Origin of the sequence: Acetoanaerobium pronyense (assembly GCF_017874355.1) — a bacterium.
GTDB lineage: Bacteria > Bacillota > Clostridia > Peptostreptococcales > Filifactoraceae > Acetoanaerobium > Acetoanaerobium pronyense.
This window is the reverse complement of sequence record NZ_JAGGLI010000066.1, coordinates 1-2,858: the sequence shown is the minus strand read 5'-3', so window position 1 is coordinate 2,858 and position 2,858 is coordinate 1. Positions and strand designations below refer to the sequence as shown.

The window sequence follows — 2,858 nt, the reverse complement described above, 5'->3', positions numbered from 1 at the left end:
TAATATTGACCCCCAATTACGAATAAATTTGACCCCCTCTATAAAACTAGTATAACCTAGTCAATGACTTTAAAAAAGTATATGACTAGGAGGTTTGAGGTGAAGAATTTGCAAGATTGGCACAAGGTTAATAAATTGTACAAGGAGGGAATGCCTAAGAAAGCTATCGCTAGAAAGTTAAAAATTTCAAAAAATACTGTAAAGAAATTATTGAAATTACAAGAACCACCTGAATATAAAAGAGACTATTATCCCACAAAAATAGATTCTTTTAAGGACCAAATAAGAGTATGGTATTTAGATCCTAAATATGATTTTATAGGAACTAGAATATATTCTGAATTAAAACAATTAGGATATTGTGGAAGCATTAACCCAATATATAGATACCTAAATGTTTTGAATGAAGAAAAGAGTGAAATAATAAGCAAAAAAGCAACTGTAAGAATAGAAACTCCTTACGGAGATCAAGCCCAATTTGATTGGTCTGAGTATAAGGTGGAAATATCAAATAATTTATGGAAAGTATATTGCTTATCAATTATTTTATCTGCTTCTAGAAAGAAGGCTATGGTATTCTCAACGTCAGTTGATTCAGATTCTATTTTAGAAGCAATACAAGAATTATTCTATGATTTAGGTGGAATTACCAAGGAACTATTAATAGACAACCCTAAGACGTTAGTCATTCAAAATGTGTCTGGTAAAGAGGTTGTATTTAATGATTCAGCTCTAAAGCTAAGTATGCATATGGGATTTGACTTTAATCCATGTAAGCCCTATCGGGCAAGGACTAAGGGTAAAATTGAAAAGCCATATCAGTATATTGAAGAACATTTTATAAAAGGGAATTCTTTTGAATCTATGGAAGAATTGAATAAAAAAGCAAAGTTTTTTATAAATGAGTGGAATAAGAAAATTCATGGAACAACTAAAAGAACCCCTGACTCTATGTTTGAAGAGGAAAAACTTTATTTAATCCATCTTCCCAAGACAAAATATTTCAATAAGTCTTTGTGTACTAGAAAAGTAAGCTTAGATTCACTTGTTTCATTTGAATCCAATAAATATAGTGTGCCTGCTATTTATGCAGACAAGCAGGTTTTTGTTAGAAAAATATATGGTTATAGATTAGACATCTACAGTAAAGGATTAGAATTTATTATAAGTTATGAAATTGCCGAAGGCAAAGGAAAAACTTCTGTAAAAGAAGAACATTATGCAAAAATAGCAACAAAAGTTCCAAAATCAATTCCAGAGATTAAAAGAACATTTATGAATTCCTTCAAAAATGGCTCTATTTATATAAAAGAAGCAGAAAAAGTTTTAAATCAGCCATCTTTTCACATCAGAGAAATACTTAAACTTAGAGATTGCTATGAACTTTCTGATCTTGATAAGGTATTAAAATACTGCATTTTAGAAGGTGTATATGACATTGAAGGAATAAAATCTATACTTAAAGAAAAATTTATAGAAATAGTAATTAATGATGAAGTTATAGTAAATCAAACAAAAGTTAATATTATTAATTCTGATTTAGTTAGACAAACTTCATATTATGAAGGGGGTCAATTTTAAGCATGAAACCCGAAATTTACACAGACGATGAATATATAGAATGGGCTCTAAATCAATTAAAATTACAGGATTTGAAAGAAAACTATGAAGAAGAAATTCAATTAGCTATTGAAAATGATATTGGATACAGAAAATTTCTTCTAAATATATTAAAAGTTGAAGAAGAAGGAAGAAGTAAAAAGTTAATAGAAAGGAATATGAAAGCTGCTCGCTTTGAAAATTTTGTTACCATTGAAAGTTTTGACTTCAGTTTTCAAAAAAGTATTAATATGGAAAAAATCAAAGATTTTCATAGTTTAGCTTTTTTACAGAGAAAAGAAAATATTATATTAATTGGACCGCCAGGTGTAGGGAAAACTCATATAGTAACGTCTATAGGAATACAAGCCTGCAAGGAGAAGAAAAGAGTGTTATTTACATCTGCGATTGATTTAGTAGAAAAGATGAGTGTTTATCAAAAGAAAGGTCTTTTGAAAAAGCTATTTAAGTCCCTATCAAAAATAGATCTTTTGATAATAGATGAAATGGGTCACTTAGTTTTGGACAAAGAAAAAGAGAGTATGATTTTTCAACTTATCCGCCAAAGATACGAAAAAAACTCTCTAATAATAACTACAAATTTACCCCTTGGAGAATGGGATAAAATATTTACTAGTACTCTGTCTGCTACCGCAGTACTTGATAGGCTAGTTCATCATTGTCATATAGTAAGTATACCAGGGGAGAGTTATAGAGTAAAGGGAAAACAAAAGGAGGCGTAGCCTTTGATGAAAAATATAGAAAAAGTAGATTATAAAGAAGTAGTTGATATATTCAATGAGTTTGGTAAAAATAAGGCTGCTGAGTTTGTAAAAGAAAAATATGGAGTATCATATCAGTCATTTCAGAGGAATATCTATAAAAATACTGGATATTTTTATAGCAGAAATTCAAAAAAATATGAATTAGAAGAGAATAATGGTTATAATTTCCTTACTTTAGAGGAACTATGTAATCAAGGAAAGGAAAATGCCAAAGTTGATGAGAAAATTCCAGAATCACCCTTGTCAGAGTCCTTAAGCGATAGCTTTAAAGAAATTATGGTTAGTATGATGAAGGATAGAATTCAAGAATTCAGTAAATATATATTTATAGAGCAAAGCTCTAAAATAATAACAATTGACACTAAAAAATTAGAAAAAAATGGATATACAGTTATGCTTGTTTAGCATAATTGTATATCCTAATTAGAGGGGTCAAAACTGAATGTAAATTTAGGCCAAAAGGGGTCAAATTTA

The 2,858-nt window shown here is 29.1% G+C and carries 3 protein-coding genes; all 3 read left to right on the top strand.

All coding sequences use genetic code 11. The features are described from left to right. The first annotated feature begins 99 nt into the window (after window positions 1-99). The 3 genes from istA to J2Z35_RS14425 are packed head-to-tail and all read left to right on the top strand — an operon-like array spanning window position 100 to window position 2,789. Complete coding sequence (istA, locus tag J2Z35_RS14435) at window positions 100-1,581, top strand: IS21 family transposase (protein WP_209662106.1); 1,482 nt, start codon at window positions 100-102, stop codon at window positions 1,579-1,581. Between the two features lie 2 nt (window positions 1,582-1,583). Then, the gene (istB, locus tag J2Z35_RS14430) at window positions 1,584-2,342 is read left to right on the top strand and encodes an IS21-like element helper ATPase IstB (protein WP_209662105.1); all 759 of its coding nucleotides are present in this window, start codon (window positions 1,584-1,586) and stop codon (window positions 2,340-2,342) included. Between the two features lie 3 nt (window positions 2,343-2,345). Further along, window positions 2,346-2,789, top strand: a complete 444-nt coding sequence (locus J2Z35_RS14425; protein WP_209662104.1) for a hypothetical protein — start codon at window positions 2,346-2,348, stop codon at window positions 2,787-2,789. Window positions 2,790-2,858 lie beyond the last annotated feature (69 nt).

Coding starts and splice junctions, on each gene's coding strand:
- istB (WP_209662105.1), top strand. CDS start 1,584: ATGAAACCCGAAATTTACACAGACGATGAATATATAGAATGGGCTCTA.